Annotated in this window: 17 protein-coding genes and 1 pseudogene; 14 read left to right on the top strand and 4 right to left on the bottom strand. The window is 68.8% G+C overall.

The genetic code is table 11. From position 1 onward, the window contains the following. Nucleotides 1-138 precede the first annotated feature (138 nt). The 13 genes from GCG21_RS12150 (at nt 139) to GCG21_RS12210 (ending at nt 13,626) form a co-directional block, all read left to right on the top strand. Nucleotides 139-786 (top strand): SIS domain-containing protein, encoded by a 648-nt coding sequence (locus GCG21_RS12150; RefSeq protein ID WP_370517490.1) that lies wholly within the window; start codon nt 139-141, stop codon nt 784-786. Further along, entirely contained in the window at nt 783-2,255 is a 1,473-nt protein-coding gene (locus tag GCG21_RS12155) for an FGGY family carbohydrate kinase (RefSeq protein WP_152909954.1), read from the top strand. The genes GCG21_RS12150 and GCG21_RS12155 overlap by 4 nt, the downstream gene beginning before the upstream one ends. Before the next feature lie 62 nt (nt 2,256-2,317). Next, nucleotides 2,318-3,391 (top strand): NAD(P)-dependent alcohol dehydrogenase, encoded by a 1,074-nt coding sequence (locus GCG21_RS12160; RefSeq protein WP_152909955.1) that lies wholly within the window; start codon nt 2,318-2,320, stop codon nt 3,389-3,391. Next, on the top strand, nt 3,391-4,896 hold the full coding sequence (locus tag GCG21_RS12165; protein WP_152909956.1) for a sugar ABC transporter ATP-binding protein: 1,506 nt from the start codon (nt 3,391-3,393) through the stop codon (nt 4,894-4,896). The genes GCG21_RS12160 and GCG21_RS12165 overlap by 1 nt, the downstream gene beginning before the upstream one ends. 2 nt (nt 4,897-4,898) lie before the next feature. Next, on the top strand, nt 4,899-5,957 hold the full coding sequence (locus tag GCG21_RS12170) for an ABC transporter permease (protein ID WP_152909957.1): 1,059 nt from the start codon (nt 4,899-4,901) through the stop codon (nt 5,955-5,957). Between the two features lie 24 nt (nt 5,958-5,981). After that, nucleotides 5,982-6,962, top strand: a complete 981-nt coding sequence (locus GCG21_RS12175; protein WP_152909958.1) for a sugar ABC transporter substrate-binding protein — start codon at nt 5,982-5,984, stop codon at nt 6,960-6,962. A 96-nt stretch (nt 6,963-7,058) separates the two neighbouring features. Then, nucleotides 7,059-7,826, top strand: coding sequence for an SDR family NAD(P)-dependent oxidoreductase (locus GCG21_RS12180; RefSeq protein ID WP_153878530.1), 768 nt, complete (start codon nt 7,059-7,061; stop codon nt 7,824-7,826). 164 nt (nt 7,827-7,990) lie between these two features. Further along, nucleotides 7,991-8,653, top strand: a complete 663-nt coding sequence (locus GCG21_RS12185) for a transaldolase family protein (RefSeq protein ID WP_194165073.1) — start codon at nt 7,991-7,993, stop codon at nt 8,651-8,653. Next, entirely contained in the window at nt 8,650-9,321 is a 672-nt protein-coding gene (locus tag GCG21_RS12190) for a nucleoside/nucleotide kinase family protein (RefSeq protein ID WP_370517491.1), read from the top strand. Before GCG21_RS12185 ends, GCG21_RS12190 begins: the two co-directional genes overlap by 4 nt. 209 nt (nt 9,322-9,530) lie before the next feature. Next, nucleotides 9,531-9,893, top strand: coding sequence for a GntR family transcriptional regulator (locus GCG21_RS12195; protein WP_152909961.1), 363 nt, complete (start codon nt 9,531-9,533; stop codon nt 9,891-9,893). After that, the gene (locus GCG21_RS12200; protein WP_152909962.1) at nt 9,890-10,771 is read left to right on the top strand and encodes an ATP-binding cassette domain-containing protein; all 882 of its coding nucleotides are present in this window, start codon (nt 9,890-9,892) and stop codon (nt 10,769-10,771) included. Before GCG21_RS12195 ends, GCG21_RS12200 begins: the two co-directional genes overlap by 4 nt. Next, entirely contained in the window at nt 10,768-11,517 is a 750-nt protein-coding gene (locus tag GCG21_RS12205) for a hypothetical protein (protein WP_152909963.1), read from the top strand. The genes GCG21_RS12200 and GCG21_RS12205 overlap by 4 nt, the downstream gene beginning before the upstream one ends. 132 nt (nt 11,518-11,649) lie before the next feature. Further along, nucleotides 11,650-13,626, top strand: a complete 1,977-nt coding sequence (locus GCG21_RS12210; protein ID WP_152909964.1) for a M13 family metallopeptidase — start codon at nt 11,650-11,652, stop codon at nt 13,624-13,626. 69 nt (nt 13,627-13,695) lie between these two features. On the opposite strand, the gene GCG21_RS12215 is transcribed toward GCG21_RS12210, so the two are convergent. From GCG21_RS12215 to GCG21_RS12225, 3 genes are read right to left on the bottom strand one after another with little or no spacing between them, the layout of a single operon-like run. Next, on the bottom strand, nt 13,696-14,073 hold the full coding sequence (locus GCG21_RS12215; protein ID WP_152909965.1) for a type II toxin-antitoxin system VapC family toxin: 378 nt from the start codon (nt 14,071-14,073) through the stop codon (nt 13,696-13,698). Further along, on the bottom strand, nt 14,070-14,327 hold the full coding sequence (locus GCG21_RS12220) for a CopG family transcriptional regulator (RefSeq protein ID WP_152909966.1): 258 nt from the start codon (nt 14,325-14,327) through the stop codon (nt 14,070-14,072). The genes GCG21_RS12215 and GCG21_RS12220 overlap by 4 nt, the downstream gene beginning before the upstream one ends. Before the next feature lie 49 nt (nt 14,328-14,376). Beyond that, nucleotides 14,377-14,619 (bottom strand): DUF2249 domain-containing protein, encoded by a 243-nt coding sequence (locus tag GCG21_RS12225; RefSeq protein WP_152909967.1) that lies wholly within the window; start codon nt 14,617-14,619, stop codon nt 14,377-14,379. A 467-nt stretch (nt 14,620-15,086) separates the two neighbouring features. Between GCG21_RS12225 and GCG21_RS12230 the strand changes: the two are divergent. Then, nucleotides 15,087-15,752: pseudogene (locus GCG21_RS12230) on the top strand (ISL3 family transposase); the annotation flags it as partial. 31 nt (nt 15,753-15,783) lie between these two features. On the opposite strand, the gene GCG21_RS17315 reads toward GCG21_RS12230, so the two are convergent. Beyond that, nucleotides 15,784-16,050, bottom strand: a complete 267-nt coding sequence (locus GCG21_RS17315) for an integrase core domain-containing protein (protein WP_152909976.1) — start codon at nt 16,048-16,050, stop codon at nt 15,784-15,786. Nucleotides 16,051-16,160 lie beyond the last annotated feature (110 nt).

The following is a 16,160-nucleotide window of genomic DNA, read 5'->3' on the forward strand; positions in this document are numbered from 1 at the left end:
TCCAGGTTGCGCCCTTGTGGGATCGTTCGTATGCTCAATCGTACACGCCCCCCGCTCATATGAGCGTCACATACGTGTGTCGCCCACCAAGCGGCGGGGAAGGCCCCACCGGCCCTCGATTCAAAGGAGTATCACCCCGTGACTGTCCCCACCCCGGCTTTGGAGATCGCCCGCGAGCGTCTCCAGGCGGAGTCGGCCGCGATCGACGCCCTCGCACGGCGTCTCGATGCCTCGTTCCTCTCCGTCGCGCGGCTGCTGCGCGACTGCCCGGGCAAGGTCGTCATCTCGGGCTCGGGCACCTCGGGCACCATCGCTCGCCGTATGGCCCACATCTTCTCCGTCTCCGGCACCCCGGCGGTCTACCTCTCCGCCATGGACGCCCTGCACGGGGCCTCGGGTGCCGTCTGTTCGGGGGACGTGGTTCTGCTCATCTCCAACGGCGGAGCCTCCGCCGAGGTCGTCGAGTTTGCGACGATCGCCCGTGACCGCGGCGCCCGGGTCGTTGCCCTCACCGCCCACGCCGACTCACCCCTGGCTCGGCACGCGGACCAGGTGGCACTCGTCGCGGTCGATCCGGCGGCAGATATCGGCGGGGTGATCGCCACGGGCATCACGCTGGCCCAGGCCGCCTGGGGCGACGCCCTCGCCGAGGTGGTCATGCGCAATCGCGGCTACACGTGGGACCAATTCATGACCACCCACCCTGCCGGCGCCGTCGGGCAGCGCGCGAACCTTCCCGCAGACCTTCCGTTCCTGCCCATCGACACCGGCAAGGTCTCGCGATGACCGCCGCAGTCATGGGGGTCGACAGTTCCACCCAGTCCTGCACCGTCGAGCTCCGCGCATTGGAGAGCGGGGTCCTCCTCGCCACTGCAAGCGCCCACCATCCGGCCACCTCACCCCCGGTGAGCGAGCAGCACCCGGACGCATGGTGGGCGGCGCTCCTGCTCGCCGGCGCCGAGGCCCGCAGTCGTGCGGAATCAGAACATGGCCCCGTGCACATTCTCGGCGTCGCGGTCGGAGCCCAGTGCCATGGCTTGACGATCACCGGCTCGCAGGATCGCGTCATCCGCCCGGCCAAGCTGTGGAACGACACCACCTCGGGCGGACAGGCGGCCCGGCTCGTGGAACGCTACGGCGCCCGGTGGTGGGCGAACGAGATGGGGATCGTGCCCTCGGCAGCGATCACCGTGACGAAGCTGGCCTGGCTCTTCGAGAACGAGCCCGACTCGTTCGCCGAGATCCGCCGCCTGTTCGTTCCCCATGACTGGCTCACGTTCCGCCTGACCGGGAACCACGTGACCGACCGCTCCGACGCCTCCGGCACCGGCTACTACGCGGCGGCTACGAATACGTGGCGTACCGACATGCTCGCCGAGCTCTTCGGCCCCCGGGACTGGGAGGCCATGCTGCCGACCGTGCTCGGACCGGACGAGACCGCCGGCCGGGTCACCCCCGAAGCCGCCCGAGCACTCGGGCTCGACGCCTCCGCGCTCGTCGGGCCCGGCGGAGGCGATCAGCACCTCGCGGCCCAGGGCATCGGGCTCGTCGGCGGCGATGTCGCCTACAGCCTGGGCACCTCCGGGGTCGTCTTCGCCACGACCGCCGAGCCGGTCCACGATCCCTCCGGGGCGATCGACGGCGTGGCCAACACCACGGGCGGATATCTGCCGCTCGTGTGCACACTCAACGCAGCGAAGGTGACCGACGCCGCCGCCCGCCTCCTCGGGGTCGGCCACGCCGAGCTGAGCGACCTCGCACTCGCCGCCCCGATCACGCCCGATCGGCCCGTGCTCGCCGCCTATCTCGACGGCGAACGGTCACCCCGACTGCCCGCGGCTCGCGGGATGATGGCCGGTCTGACCTCGGGCATCACGCGTGAGCAGTTCGCACTCGCCGCCTACGAGGGGGTCGTGCTCGGGCTGGCACGCGGGGAGCGCCAGATCGCCTCGTTCGGAGTGCCCACCTCAGGGCGTGCACTCGTCATCGGCGGCGGCGCCCGCTCGGCCGCCTACCGCCAGATCGTCGCCGATCTGACGGGCCACGACGTGCACACCGTCGATGCCGCCGAGGCGACCGCCCGTGGGGCCGCCGTCCAAGCGAGCGCGATCCTCCACGGACGCACGGTCGCCGAGCAGACACGGGCATGGCAACCCCGGACCGTCTCGGTCACGCGCCCCCAGGCCGACCGCTCCGATGTCTTCGACCGCTACGTGCAGCTCGCAGACCTCCAAGCAGACGGCACCACCTACTGACCAGCCCTCCCCGGCCCCGGCGCACCGCCACGAGGGGCCTGGCCAACCCAAGGAGAAGAACCATGACCGCACTGCCACCGATGATGCGCGCCAGTGTCCTCACGGGCGTCGGCTCGATCGCCCTCGAGGAACGCCCCGTGCCGCCCCCCGATCCGGATCAGGTCCTCATCCAGGTCGCGAGCGTCGGAGTCTGCGGCTCGGACGTTCACTACTACGAGCACGGCCGGATCGGCGACTACGTGGTCGACGCCCCGCTCGTCCTCGGCCACGAGCTGAGCGGAACCATCGTCGCCGTCGGCTCCGCGGTCGACCCGGCACGGGTGGGCCGGCGGGTCGCCGTCGAGCCACAGCGGGCGTGCCGCACCTGCGACTTCTGCCGCGCCGGGCAGTACAACCTCTGCCCCGACATGGAGTTTTACGCTACGCCGCCGATCGACGGCGCATTCTGTGAATACGTCACGATTCAGGACGATTTCGCGTTCGAGGTGCCCGAGCAGATCAGCGATCACGCCGCCGCCCTCATGGAGCCCCTCTCGGTCGGTATCGCCGCCGCACAGAAGTCGGGCCTTTCGGTGGGAGAGACCATCCTCATCGCGGGCGCGGGTCCGATCGGCATCCTCACGGCACAGGTGGCTCGCGCGTACGGCGCGGCCGAGGTGATCGTCAGCGATCTCAACCCGCTTCGCCGCGAACTCGCGCTCTCCTACGGCGCAACGCGGGTGATCGACCCTCTGAGTGAATCCACCGAGGATCTCGGTGCCCACGTCTTCGTCGACGCGTCCGGCGCGGTGCCCGCGATCCTCAGCGGCATCAAGTCGGTACGCGCCGGCGGGCAGGTCATCCTCGTCGGTTCCGTGGACGAGTTTCCGCTCTCGGTCGCGGACATCGCGATGCGCGAGGTCAACGTCACCGGCACGTTCCGCTACACGAACACCTGGCCGATCGCCCGCGCGCTGCTCGAGAGCGGCGCCGTCGAAGTCGACTCACTCGTCACGCATGTGTACGGCCTGGAGCAGGTCGAGGACGCGCTCCGCGCCGACGACACCCCGGACTCCCTCAAGCGAATCGTGCTACCGGGCGTGGCCCGCGTCGAAGACCCGAGCGAGGCCGCGGAACGGACCCGGAAGGAGCAGTGATGGACGCCCCCATTCCACGGCTGTCGCTTCAGGGAATCAGCAAGACCTTTCCCGGCGTCAAGGCCCTCGACGACGTCTCCTTCGACGTACGCCCGGGCACGGTGCACGCGCTCTGCGGTGAGAACGGCGCGGGGAAGTCGACCCTCATGAAGTGCATCAACGGCCTGTACTCCCCGGACGCCGGCCGCATCCACGTGAATGGGGAGCCGTCGAAGATCCGCAACCCGATCGAGGCACGCGACCACGGCATCGCGATGATCGCCCAGGAACTGAACTACGTGCCCGACATGACGATCGCGGAGAGCTTCTTCATGGGCCGCCTGCCCACGAAGCTCGGCCGCATCGACTGGCGCTTCATCCGCAAGGAGGCCGCACGGATCCTCACGCAGGAGGGCCTGCGCTACTCGGTACGCCGCAAACTCGGCACCCTCACCGTCTCCGAGATTCAGATGCTCGAGATTCTGCGGTCGGTCTACCACAGCGCCGACGTGCTCATCATGGACGAGCCCACCTCCGCGATCGCGCACAAGGAGGTCGAGTCGCTCTTCGCCAAGATCCGCGCGCTGCGCGAGTCCGGCAAGTCGATCATCTACATCTCCCACAAGATGGACGAGGTCTTCACCCTCGCCGACGACATCACCGTGCTGCGGGACGGCGCCGTCGTGAGCAGCCAGAGCGCCGATGCGATCACCTCCGCGCAGGTCATCGCCCAAATGGTCGGCCGTGACCTGAACCATCAGGCCTACCCGAAGGAGCGCATCGAGATCGGTGAGACGGTCTTCCGGGCCACCGGACTCTCCCGAGCCGAGCAGTTCGAGGACATCTCGCTCGAGATCGGCAAGGGTGAAATCGTCGGCCTCGCGGGCCTCATCGGCGCCGGCCGTTCGGAGGTCGTCCAGTCGGTCTTCGGACTCGACCACCTCGACGCCGGCGAGATCGAGATCGAAGGCAAGCCGGTCACACTCTCGAATCCCCGCCGCGCCATCGCCGCCGGAGTGGCGATGCTCTCCGAGGATCGCCGTCTCACGGGGATCATTCCCAAGCTGTCCATCCGGCGGAACGCAACCCTCGCCAGCCTGCGGAAGGTCATCCACCGCGGCCGCACCCACGGACTCAAGGAACGCAAGCTCGTGGCAACCTACTTCGACCGCATGAAGGTGAAGGCCCCGAGCCAGGACACGCTGATCGAGAACCTCAGCGGCGGCAATCAGCAGAAGGTGCTCCTCGCCCGGTGGCTCATCGCCGATCCCAAGGTGATGCTGCTCGATGAGCCGACCCGAGGGATCGACGTCGGCGCCAAGTACGAGATCTACGGACTCATGTCCCAGCTTGCCAAGCAGGGGCGCGGGATCCTCATGATCTCCTCCGAACTGCCCGAACTCATCGGGATGTGCGATCGAATCTATGTCATGTCCGCGGGCCGAATCACCGCCGAACTCACGCCCGACCAATTCTCTCAGGAGACGATCTTGAAATACGCAATGGACGAAGCCGAGGTGGCCTGACCATGCTCGACAAACTGAAGGGCCTCGACAAGGGGCAATACTCGATATTCCTCATTCTCGCCGTCGTGATCCTCATCGCGAGTTTCCTCTCCGAGAATTTCATGAGCCCGAACAACATCACCAACATCCTGCGCCAGGTCGCGGTGATCACCATCCTCGCCTACGGCGCGATGACGCTGATCATCAGCGGGATGATCGACCTCTCGGCCGGCTCGGTCATGGCATTCGCCGGAGTGGTCTCGGTCATCGTGTACAAGGACACCGAGAGCATGCTCTGGGCAATACTCGCCGGAATCGTCATCGGCGTCATCTGCAACCTGGTCAACGCCCTCCTGGTGGCGACGTTCCGCACGCCCGCGTTCATCGTGACCCTGGGAATGATGATGATGGCCCGTGGGGCCGTGCTGGAGATCACGCAGGGGCAGAATGTGCTCCAGCTCGGCGACTTCGTCAAGCTCGGTCAGGGCTCGGTCGGCTGGATGCCGCTGCCCACCCTCTTCCTCATCATCATCACCGTCGTGATCTGGTATCTCATGTCGCAGACCCGGTACGGGCGTGGCCTGTACGCCGTCGGCGGGAATGAGGAGGCCGCTCGAGCCGCAGGGATCCCCGTGACACGGGTCAAGTACCAGGCGTTCATCGTCAACGGGGTCCTCGTCGGAATCGCCGGCGTCATCTTCATGGCCAGGGTCAACGCAGGCCTGCCGAATGCCGGGGTCGGCTACGAACTCCAGGCGATTACTGCCCCGATCATCGGTGGCACGAGCTTCTCCGGCGGCGTCGGCACGACCGCGGGCACCCTCGCCGGCGCACTCATCGTCGGCGTGCTCGGCAACATCATGAACCTCACCGGCGTCGGTTCCTACATCCAGCAGATCGTCATGGGACTGATCATCGCGGTCGCAGTGACCTACGACGTCTGGAGCAAGCGCGGCAAGCGCAAGACCGTGATCCTCAAGTCCACGGACGACGGTCCGCACGGTGGCGCCACACGATCGCCGGACGGCGACACCGGTGCGCCACCCGGCAATCAATTGTCACAAGCAACAACCCCTCGATAGCCCTTCACCATCAGGAGACACCCTATGAAACTCTTCAACCGAAAGATCGCAACGGTGAGCATTGCCGCCGCAGCCGCCCTCTCGATGGTCGCCTGCTCCTCGAGCGGTGGCGACGCCGAGGGCGACGACGGCTACCGCGTGGCATACATCGCCCGCGCCCAGGTCGACTCGTTCGCCGCCTGGCTTGCGAACGAGATCAAGGCCGAGGCCGAGAACTACCCCGACATCACCGTGGAGGTGTTCGACGGTCAGGCCGATGACGAGATCGAGAACACGATGATCGAGAACGCGATTGCGAACAACTTCGACGCGATCATCATTCAGGCGAATAACGGTGAGGCGCAGCGCCCATACATCGAGCAGTCCGTGGCCGCGGGCATCGTCACGATCACCACGAACCCCCGCGTCGAGGGCATCGAGGGAGCGTCGTCGGTCGACGCGAGCCCGTTCGACCAGGGTGCCGTCGTCGCCCAATACGCGCTCGACCAGGTGCCTGAGGATGCCAAGGTCGTCGTTCTCAATGGGCCGGGGGGCAACTTCCACTCGACCGAGCGTCGTAAGGCCTGGCAGGAGGAGTTCTTCGACAAGCGCCCGGACGTGGAGATCGTGGCCGAGGACATCGCCAACTGGAACAAGGACGAGGCGCTGCGACTCATGGAGGACTGGGTACTCGCCCACCCCGAGATCGACGCGATCATCTCGATGAACGACAACATGGCCGCCGGCGCCCTCGAAGCAGTCAAGAACAAGCCCAACTTCGACGGAATCCTCGCCTACGGCGTGGACGGCACGCCTGAGGCCACTCTGCTGATCGAGAAGGGGCTCATGACGGCCAGCACCCTGCAGAACGCGGAGGAACTCGCCGAGCTCAACCTCAAGACCGTGCACGACCTCCTCACCGGAGTCGAGGACGAGGTCCACGTGGACATCGGCAACCCGCTCATCACCTCCGAGAACGTCGAGGAGTACCTCGAGCTCTACAAGTCCGCAGGCCTGATCGACTGACCCTCCCCCGGTGGGCAGGAGTCCGGGACCGCCGGACTCCTGCCCACCGCGGCTGCAGCACCGTTCACCCCATTCCCCACGAAAGTTGGAACACACGTGTCCGTTCTCGACAGCTTCGACCTCACTGATCGCGTCGCCCTCGTCACGGGCGCCACCCGCGGCCTCGGCCGCCAGTTCGCCCATTCCCTTGCCGAAGCCGGCGCCGACATCGTCGTACACGGACGTGACGAGGCCGCGGCGGCCGAGGTCGGTGCCTCCATCGAGGAACTCGGCAGGAAGGCCTACATCGTCACCGGTGATCTGACCCGGGCCGGCAGCGTCGAGACGATCATCGCCGAGGCGATCGCCCGGGCCGGTCGGATCGACGTGCTGGTCAACAACGCCGGTGCCTGCATCCATCGCCCCGCCCTTGAGGTGAGCCCGGACGAGTGGTCACACGTGATCGACACGAACCTCACGGCACTGTGGCACGTCTCCCAGACGGTCGGCCGTCACATGACCGAGCGCGGATCGGGCACGATCGTCAACGTGGGTTCGATCTCGGGGATGATCGTCAACCGCCCGCAGATGCAGCCGGCGTACAACGCATCCAAGGCGGCCGTGCATCAGTTGACCAAGTCGCTCGCCGCCGAGTGGGCGCCGCTCGGGGTTCGGGTCAACGCACTCGCCCCGGGCTATATCAAGACGGATATGTCGCCCGTGGACGAGCCCCGATTCCGTCGCTATTGGATCGAGGACGCCCCGCAGCAGCGATACGCCACACCCGACGAACTCGGCCCGGCGATGGTGTTCCTCGCCTCGGACGCCTCGAGCTTCATGTCGGGCACGGTGCTCGTGGTCGATGGCGGCTACACGCTGTACTGACCGGCACCACGAGCCTGAGTGGGGAGGATCGACCACGCCCCCGGTGGTCGATCCTTCCCACCGGGCCGCGCCCCCGCCGGGCGGGCAACCCGCGCGGAATGGGGATAATGGCCCGGGAGGCCGACCACGTGGTCGGCCGGACGACTGATCGGATGGATTCTCGGATGCTCTACCTGGACTCGGCCGATACCGCCGAACTCGCCGACCTGCTCGGCACGGGCCTGTTCGCAGGCGTGACCACGAACCCCACGATCCTCGACCGGGCGGGCCGCTCGGTGGCCGACCTGCCGGAGCTGTACGCGCTCACGAGGGAGCACGGCGGCACGTTCTTCGCGCAGGCCACGGGGGCCGATGCGGATGAGTTGCGCAGCGCTTCCGATGCAATCCTGGAGATCTCCGGCGACATCGTGGTCAAGCTCCCGGCCACGCAGCCGGGCCTGACCGTGGCGGCGGAGCTGACCGCCGCCGGTACCCGGGTGCTCGTGACCGCCGTGTACCACCCGAGCCAGCAGCTCCTCGCTGCCGCGGCCGGCGCGCAGTTCATCGCCCCCTACGTGGGCCGCTCCACCGACGCCGGATTCGACGGCATCGAGCTCGTGCGCGAGATGGCCGCCCTGAGCGGTCCCGGATTCCCGCGCATCCTCGCGGCGAGCCTGCGCGGCGTCGAGGCGGTCTCCCACGTCGCCCAGGCCGGCGCGCACGACCTGACGATGAGCACGGCCGTGGCCCGCACGCTGTTCTCACACGAGCTGACCGGCCGCGCCGTGGCCGAGTTCGAGGACATCGCCGCCTCGTCGCTCGCCCGGCACGAGGCCGCCTCCTCGTGACCGAGACCACCGCCCGGGCGGGCGGGTCGCTCGAGCCGGCGAGGCTGTCGGGAATGGCGGCGGTCCATCGCCGCATCGAGGAGCTGCTCTCCCTGCCGCGGCGCCCGGTCGTGCTCGGCATCGTCGGCGCGCCCGGAAGCGGGAAGACGACGCTCGCGGACCATCTCCTGGAGCGCCTCGGTTCGCGGGCGGCCCTGTTGAGCATGGACGGATTCCATCTCTCCAACGCCGAGCTCGCCCGGCTCGGCCGCCGAGACCGCAAGGGCGCCCCGGACACCTTCGACGCGGCCGGTTACGCCCACGCCCTCGGGCGCATCCACGCCGGCGAGAGCATCTTCGCCCCCACCTTCGACCGGCGGCTCGACGAAGGCGTCGCCGCCGGCACGTGGATCAGCGCCGAGGCCGAGATCGTGCTCACCGAGGGCAACTACCTGCTTCTGGACGACGCCCCCTGGGCCGACGTGTTCGCCCACCTCGACGAGGCCTGGTTCGTGGGCGTGGACGACGACCTGCGGCGCAAGCGCCTGGTCGCGCGCCACATGCGCTTCGGGATGACCGAGGCCCAGGCACGCGCCTGGACCCTCGACGTGGACGAGCCCAATGCCCGGCGCGTGACCGCCTCCCGGTCGAGGGCGCACCGCATCGTCGAGGTCGACGACCTGCCGTAGCCGGTCCCGCCCCGGGTGGTCTCGCCCCGCCCACACGGGGCCGAGAGCACCCACCTGCCCGGGCGCCCCGCTCCCCCGGCGCCCCTGCGCGGGCGCCCCGACCCGCCTCCTCCGCCGGCGCCCCGGTGCCGGGGCACGCCACCCCCTGGCACACTCATCGCTTCTATGGTTAACTACTCTAGTAATGAACCAACGAGCAGAGGTGAGAGATGTTCGACGGGCCCGAGCCGATCTACCTGCAGATCGCGGAGCACCTGCGCGACCAGGTCCTGACCGGCGCGCTCACGGAGGGTGACCAGGTCATGAGCACGACACAGTTCGCCACCACCTACCGCATCAATCCCGCCACGGCCGCCAAGGCCTTCACGCTGCTCGTCACCGAAGACGTCATCTACAAGCAACGAGGAGTGGGCATGTTCGTCGCCGACGGCGCCCGGGAACGACTGCGCGAGCGGCGCCGGGGCGCGTTCTACACCGATCGGCTCGGCCCGGTCCTGGCCGAGGCGGGCCTCCTGGGCATCAGCTCGGCCGACCTCATCCGCTACATCGAAGAGAAGGAGCTGAGAGCATGAGCGGCCTGCCGATCACCCTGCAGGAGCTGACCGTCGATTTCGGCTCGACCCGGGCGCTCGACGGCGTGAGCGCCGAGATCGCAGCGAACTCGATCACCGGCCTCCTGGGACGCAACGGCGCCGGCAAGACGACGCTGCTCGAGGCCGTCGCCTCGTTCCGCCGCCCGACCGCGGGGCGGGTCCTGGTGGATGGCCGCAGCCCGTTCGAGGACGAATACCTCATGGAGCGCATCTGCCTCATCCGGGAGAGCGGGGACGGGCTGTCCGAGGAGCGCGTCGGCCGTTCCCTCGACGTCGCGGCGCTGGCCCGCCCCACGTGGGATCAGACCTTCGCGGAGGACCTGCTCGACGCGTTCGGCATCGACCGGGGCACGCGGGCGAGAAAGCTCTCCCGGGGGCAACGCTCCGCCCTGGGGGCGACGATCGGCCTGGCCTCCCGCGCCCCGATCACACTCTTCGACGAGGTCCACCTCGGGATGGACGCGCCCTCCCGGCGCCGCTTCTACGAGTTCCTCATCGCCGACTACGCCGAGCATCCGCGCACGATCGTGCTCTCCAGTCACCTGATCAGCGAGGTCGAGCAGCTCCTCGAGCACGTCATCGTGCTCGACGAGGCCCGGGTGCTGGTGAGCGAGGAGGCCGAGCACCTGCGCTCCCGCGGGGCCACGATCACCGGCCGCACCGACCTCGTGGACGCCGCGACCGCCGATCTGCGCGTGCTCGGCCACCGGTATCTCGGCCCCACCAAGCAGGCGACCGTGCTCGGCACCCTCACGGGGCCGCAGCGCGATCGCATCCGCGCGGCGGGCCTCGAGCTCGGGGCCGTCCCGCTCGAAGACCTGTTCATCGCACTGACGGAGAAGGAGGCACGCTCATGAGCAGCCTCGTCCATCGACTCCTCGCCCCGCTGCTGAGCCCGGCGCGCCCGCAATGGGTGCGCACGGCCGGACTCCAGCTGCAGGTCTACCTCTTCATCTGGGCGCTGTTCTGGGCGATCTGCCTCGTCGGCGTCGCCCTGGCCATCCTGATCGTCGACCAGTTCGGCACGGTCAACGTCTCGATCGGGCAGTTCGTGCGGAACGGGCCGCTCGTGTGGTTCGTCTACGTCGTCGCGATGCTCGCGAGCTCCGCGCTCATGGTCCCGCACGTGGCGCACGGGATGACCCGGCGCTCGTTCGGCCGGGGCGCGCTCGCCGCCGGCCTCGTGAACGCGCTGCTGCACACGATCATGGCCGCCGGGCTCATCGTGGTCGAGGGCGTGCTCTACGCCCGGATGGGCTGGCAGCACGACATGGCCGTGGGCCCCGAGTACACCGCGGGGGTCTGGGAGGGCGGTATCGGACTGCTCGTGCTCGACTACGGCCTGGCCACCGTCGCGGCCGGCGTCAGCGGCCTCCTCGTGCCCATGGCGTATCGCCGGCTCGGCGGCCTCTGGGGCACCGTCACCCTGCCGCTGACCATGCTGCCCCTCATCACCCTGTTGCTCACCACCGGCTGGTCCGATCCGGCGGCCGCGTGGCACGTCGGCACCGCCCTGGGCACCGCGATCTCGGTCGTTCCCATCGTGGCCGGGATCGCCGTCTTCCCCGCGCTCACCCGCAACGTCGCCCTCTCCCGGACGTGAGACCTGACCTCGAGCCGACCGGCCCCGGCATCGAGCGGCGGATCGGACCCTCGGCCCGACCGGACCGGGTCATGATCCATCAGCGGGTCGGCCGGGGGCCGAGGGCGCGGCGGTCTCATTTAGGCTGGTGGCATGACGACCTCCGCTCCGCTGCCCGCGCTCGCCGACCTGAGCACCCGCCCGCAGGACGACCTCTACCGGCACGTGAACGGCACGTGGCTGCGCGCGCACGAGATCGCCGCCGACCGCGCCCGCACCGGCGTGGCCCGGGAGCTGTTCGACCAGGCCGAACTCGACGTGCGCGCGATCATCACCGAGGCCGCCGACGTGCCCGCGAGCGATCCGGACCACGCCGCGGCCCAGCAGATCGCGGCGACCTACGGCGCCTTCATGAACACCGCCGCGATCGAGTCCGCGGGGATTGCCCCGCTCGAGGCGGACCTGGCCCCGCTGCGGGCGGTGACGAACCGCGCGGAGCTGGCACGCGTCGTCGGTACGCTCGAACGCGACGGCGTGGGATCGACGATCGGCGCCTTCGTGAACAACGACGCCGGCAACCCGACCGAGTACCGCGTCTACCTGACCCAGGCGGGCATCGGGCTGCCGGACGAGGCCTACTACCGCGAGGACGCCCACGCCGAGATCCGCACCGCGTACGTGGCGCACATCGCCCGGATGCTCACGCTGACCGGCGTCGTGCCGGCCGGCGAGTCCGAGGAGGCGGCCGGCCGGGTCATGGCGGTCGAGACCGCGCTGGCCGCCGGACACTGGGACACGGTGCGCGACCGCGACGCGCAGGCCACCTACAACCGGGTGAGCCGCTCGGAGCTCGTCGAGCTCGCGCCGGGCTACGAGTGGTCGATCTGGGCGCGGGCGCTCGCGGGCTCCGATGCGCTGCTCGACGAGCTCGTGGTGCGCCAGCCGAGCTACCTGACCACGGTCGATTCGGTCTGGGGGTCGACGCCGCTGGCCGACCTCGTGCTGTGGCAGTCGTGGCACGTGGTGCACGCGCGCGCCCCGTTCCTCACCGAGGCGATCGTGGCGGAGAACTTCGACTTCTACGGCCGCACGCTCACGGGCGCCCAGGAGCTGCGCGACCGGTGGAAGCGCGGGGTCTCGCTCACCGAGAGCCTCCTCGGTGAGGCGATCGGGAAGCTCTACGTGGCCCGGCACTTCCCGCCGGCGAACAAGGGGGCGATGACCGAGCTCGTCGCCGACCTGACCGAGGCGTACCGGCAGTCGATCTCCGCGCTGCCGTGGATGGGCGAGCAGACCCGGGAGCAGGCGCTGGTCAAGCTCGGCAAGTTCACCCCGAAGATCGGCTACCCGAACCGGTGGCGCGACTACTCCGCGCTCGAGGTCGCCGCGGACGACCTGCTCGGCAACGTGCGGGCCGCCTCGGCGTTCGAGACCGACTACGAGCTCGCGAAGCTCGGCCGGCCGATCGACCGGGAGGAGTGGCTCATGACCCCCCAGACGGTCAACGCCTACTACCACCCGACGATGAACGAGATCGTCTTCCCCGCCGCGATCCTGCAGGCGCCGTTCTTCTCGATCGAGGCGGACGCGGCCTCGAACTACGGCGGCATCGGCGCCGTCATCGGCCACGAGATCGGGCACGGCTTCGACGACCAGGGATCGCACTACGACGGCGAGGGCCGGCTCGCCGACTGGTGGACCGAGGCCGACCGGGAGGAGTTCACCGCGCGCACGCAGGCGCTGATCGACCAGTTCTCGGCGCTCAGCCCCGCCCAGCTCGAGGACTCCCACCGCGTCAACGGCGAGTTCACGCTCGGGGAGAACATCGGCGACCTCGGCGGGCTCGGGATCGCCGTCAAGGCGTACCGGATCGCCCGGGGCAAGGGCGTGGACGCCGGCCTCGACGAGGCGGAGGCGCTGCGGCGGCTCTTCGCCTCGTTCGCGGCGGTGTGGCGGGTCAAGGCGCGCGACGAGGAGGCGATCCGGCTGCTCGCGATCGACCCGCACTCCCCCGAGGAGTTCCGCTGCAATCAGACGGTCAAGAACCTCGACGAGTTCCACGAGGTCTTCGCCACCGCGCCGGGCGACGGCATGTGGCTCGCCCCGGAGCAGCGCGTGAGCATCTGGTAGCCCCTCCCGCGTCGATTGGGGACGGCGCACCACGCGTTTCGTAGTGCGCCGTCCCCGAACGCGCGGGGCTCAGTACGGCGCGGTCAGGCCGTCGATCATCGGGAAGTGCTTGACGTTCCTCGTGAAGACTCGGGCACCGAGCAGTTCAGCCGTGGCCGCGATGACGAGGTCGGCCGTGTCGATCCCCCGATGCGACGGCAGCCAACGGCGTCCGAGCTCGCCCGCGCGCTCCGAGACCTCCCGGTCGACCGGATGCCAGTCGAGTATGACCAGGAGATCGGACGTCGATCGCTCCTCACCCCGTCGTACTCCGACCAGGACCTCGACTCGGGTGACCTCGCTGGCGTGCAGCGGCCCCAGGCCACGCTCGGTGCGCAACAATGTGACCGCTGCCGGCTCCCCGCGAAGGACGTCGATGAGGATTGACGTGTCGATCAGGCTCGTCACCGTCGGATGGCCTCGCGTAGCCGGTCACCGGAACGGATGGTCTCGACGTAGTCGTGGCCGTCCTCGCCCTCGCGAGACCACGCGCCCGCGACTGCCGCGATCACGCCCAGATCGTGGTTCAGGTCGAATTGCGGCCCGTACGTGCGCGCGACCGCCTCGCGGATGAGCGAGGAGATCGATCGACCCGTGCGTTCCGCCTCGGCGTCCAGCAGCTGGCGGTCTGACTCCGTCAGCGAAATCTGCGTTCGCATCATGATGTAATACTACATCACCTGACCAACGTGTGACAGGGGCCGCCTCGACTCAGGCGTGGGCGACCTTGCCGATCCGCACGCGCCAGACCTCCGGGCCCTCCTCCTGGTACTCCCACGTGAACTCACCGGCGTTCTCGGCGGCGAGCTGGTAGTACAGGGGCTTCGGGTCGTGGTCGTTCACGAGCACGAAGGCGGTGCCCGGGTCGAGCGTGCCGAAGGTGTCGAAGATGAGTTCGTGTCGCACTCGCGGGATCTCCTCGCGGACGTCGACGATCTGGTCGGTGACGGACATACTCGGCCTCTTTCGGGTCTCGGCTTCCGGATGCGCGGGCCGATCGATGCCCCGCGCCCGCCCGGCGGCGGGCCGAGACCTCCGGCTCCACGTGACAGCAACGCTAGTCGCGCCGTCCGTTCGCCTCCTGAGCCGAAGGTCCCACGCGCCGGCCCACGCAGCGGCCCACGCAGCGGCCCGGACAGACTCACCCCGCCGGCACCCGCTGGCACACGAGAAAGGCCGTGGGGCCGGGGCTGTGCGCCCCGGCCCCACGGCCTCATGCGTCGTCGTGACGCTGCTGCGGATCCGTCACCCCTGACTCGTGCCCCAGCACTCCACTGGCCGAACCTCGCACGCAACTACCCACCAAAAGCCGGCTCTTCACAGTTGAGGGTGTAGGAGTCGTGGGCGCGTCGCTCGTCGGGTAGGGGTCGAGGCCCTCCGATGATGGAAGTTCTCACACTGCCCATCAGGAAGACCTCGACGTGCCCGACGCTACCTTCACTCGCCCCGATCTGACCACGTTCGCCCTGCTGGACGGCCTCGGCCTGGAGGTCGTCGGGCAGCGACTCGAGCCGGGCCGGGCGGTGCTCGCCTGCCGGGTCTCGGCACCGGATCAGTGGTGCCGGCGGTGTGGCTGCGAGGGATCGGCTCGTGACACGCTCGTGCGGCGCCTGGCGCACGTTCCACTGGGGTGGCGCCCGACCACGCTGGAGGTCACCGTTCGCCGGTACCGGTGCAGCGGGTGCGGGCACGTGTGGCGTCAGGACACCAGCGCCGCGGCCGAACCACGCGCGAGACTCTCCCGCGGCGCGCTGCGGTGGGCCCTGGAGGCGATCGTGTGTCAGCACCTGACCGTGGCCCGCGTCGCCGAGAGCCTGGCGGTCTCGTGGGACACCGCCAACGACGCGATCCTGGCCGAGGGCCAGCGCGTGTTGATCAGTGACCCCCGCCGGTTCGACGGGGTTCGGGTCCTGGGCGTGGATGAACACGTCTGGCGCCACACCCGCCGCGGCGACAAGTACGTGACCGTCATCATCGACCTGACCCCGGTCCGGGCCGGCACCGGTCCCGCCCGGCTGCTGGACATGGTCGAAGGCCGCTCCAAGGCCGCGTTCAACCCCTGGCTCGCGAGCCGTCCCGAGGCCTGGTGGAGTGATCCCGCTTTAGTGGACAGGCGAATTAGGCTGCCAATTCGTTGATGTTCCTATATCCTAGTTCACATTCTGCGGGTGTCAAGTATCCGAGAGTCGAGTGCCGACGGATGGTGTTGTAGTAGTTCGTGATCCAGTCGATGGTCGCTTTGCGGAGTCGTGTCAGGTTCGGCCAGGGGCGGGTGTGGATGAGTTCCTCCTTGTAGGTCGCGAAGAATGATTCCGAGACTGCGTTGTCGTAGCAAACACCGGTCCTGCCCAGGGAGCGGCTGATATTGGGCTCTTCACAATCCAGGGTGTAGTTGGGGTCTGAATCCGCCGGCCTCGAGCAACGATCTGGCTACATAGTTGGTCAGGTTTCGGAAGCCGAGGGCTGAGCCGCGGAGGTGTTCGAGCCGGCCGTTG

It is taken from the genome of Pseudactinotalea sp. HY160 (assembly GCF_009372055.1).
Lineage (GTDB): Bacteria > Actinomycetota > Actinomycetes > Actinomycetales > Beutenbergiaceae > HY158.

Coding starts and splice junctions, on each gene's coding strand:
- GCG21_RS12185 (WP_194165073.1), top strand. CDS start 7,991: ATGCTCTACCTGGACTCGGCCGATACCGCCGAACTCGCCGACCTGCTC.
- GCG21_RS12155 (WP_152909954.1), top strand. CDS start 783: ATGACCGCCGCAGTCATGGGGGTCGACAGTTCCACCCAGTCCTGCACC.
- GCG21_RS12170 (WP_152909957.1), top strand. CDS start 4,899: ATGCTCGACAAACTGAAGGGCCTCGACAAGGGGCAATACTCGATATTC.
- GCG21_RS12220 (WP_152909966.1), bottom strand. CDS start 14,327: ATGATGCGAACGCAGATTTCGCTGACGGAGTCAGACCGCCAGCTGCTG.
- GCG21_RS12205 (WP_152909963.1), top strand. CDS start 10,768: ATGAGCAGCCTCGTCCATCGACTCCTCGCCCCGCTGCTGAGCCCGGCG.
- GCG21_RS12160 (WP_152909955.1), top strand. CDS start 2,318: ATGACCGCACTGCCACCGATGATGCGCGCCAGTGTCCTCACGGGCGTC.
- GCG21_RS12225 (WP_152909967.1), bottom strand. CDS start 14,619: ATGTCCGTCACCGACCAGATCGTCGACGTCCGCGAGGAGATCCCGCGA.
- GCG21_RS12165 (WP_152909956.1), top strand. CDS start 3,391: ATGGACGCCCCCATTCCACGGCTGTCGCTTCAGGGAATCAGCAAGACC.
- GCG21_RS12175 (WP_152909958.1), top strand. CDS start 5,982: ATGAAACTCTTCAACCGAAAGATCGCAACGGTGAGCATTGCCGCCGCA.
- GCG21_RS12200 (WP_152909962.1), top strand. CDS start 9,890: ATGAGCGGCCTGCCGATCACCCTGCAGGAGCTGACCGTCGATTTCGGC.
- GCG21_RS12210 (WP_152909964.1), top strand. CDS start 11,650: ATGACGACCTCCGCTCCGCTGCCCGCGCTCGCCGACCTGAGCACCCGC.
- GCG21_RS12195 (WP_152909961.1), top strand. CDS start 9,531: ATGTTCGACGGGCCCGAGCCGATCTACCTGCAGATCGCGGAGCACCTG.